The 386-nt window shown below is 76.2% G+C and carries 1 protein-coding gene; it reads left to right on the top strand.

The annotated features are described in order from the left end of the window. On the top strand, positions 1-386 hold a 386-nt coding region (locus C1I98_RS40165), incomplete at both ends, for a glycosyltransferase (protein ID WP_146607992.1).

Genomic DNA, 386 nt, shown 5'->3' with positions numbered 1-386 from the left:
CCCACCTGTACCGGGCCTGCGTCCACGGCCGGCTCGCCGCCCGCCTCGCCGGGGTCCGCGCGGTCGTCGCCACCGAACACTCCCTGGGCGACTCGCAGATGGAGGGCCGCAGGCTGACGGCGGGGGTGCGCGCGCTGTACCTCGCCAGTGAGCGCCTGGGCTCGGCGACGGTCGCCGTCTCCCCGGCGGTGGCCGACCGGCTGAAGCACTGGGGCGTGCCCGCGCCCCGCATCGAGGTCATCCCGAACGGCATCGACCTGGACCGCTTCCGCTTCGACCGTCAACGGCGCGAGCGCACCCGCGAGCACCTCGGCCTGCCCGAGGGCGCGTACGTCGTCGGCGGGATCGGCCGGCTCGCCCCGGGCAAGCGGTTCGACGTCCTCGTC

Origin of the sequence: Spongiactinospora gelatinilytica, assembly GCF_003236385.1 — a bacterium.
GTDB classification, from domain to species: domain Bacteria; phylum Actinomycetota; class Actinomycetes; order Streptosporangiales; family Streptosporangiaceae; genus Spongiactinospora; species Spongiactinospora gelatinilytica.
The sequence above is the reverse complement of the archived record's forward strand: the minus strand, read 5'-3'. Positions and strand labels throughout refer to the sequence as shown.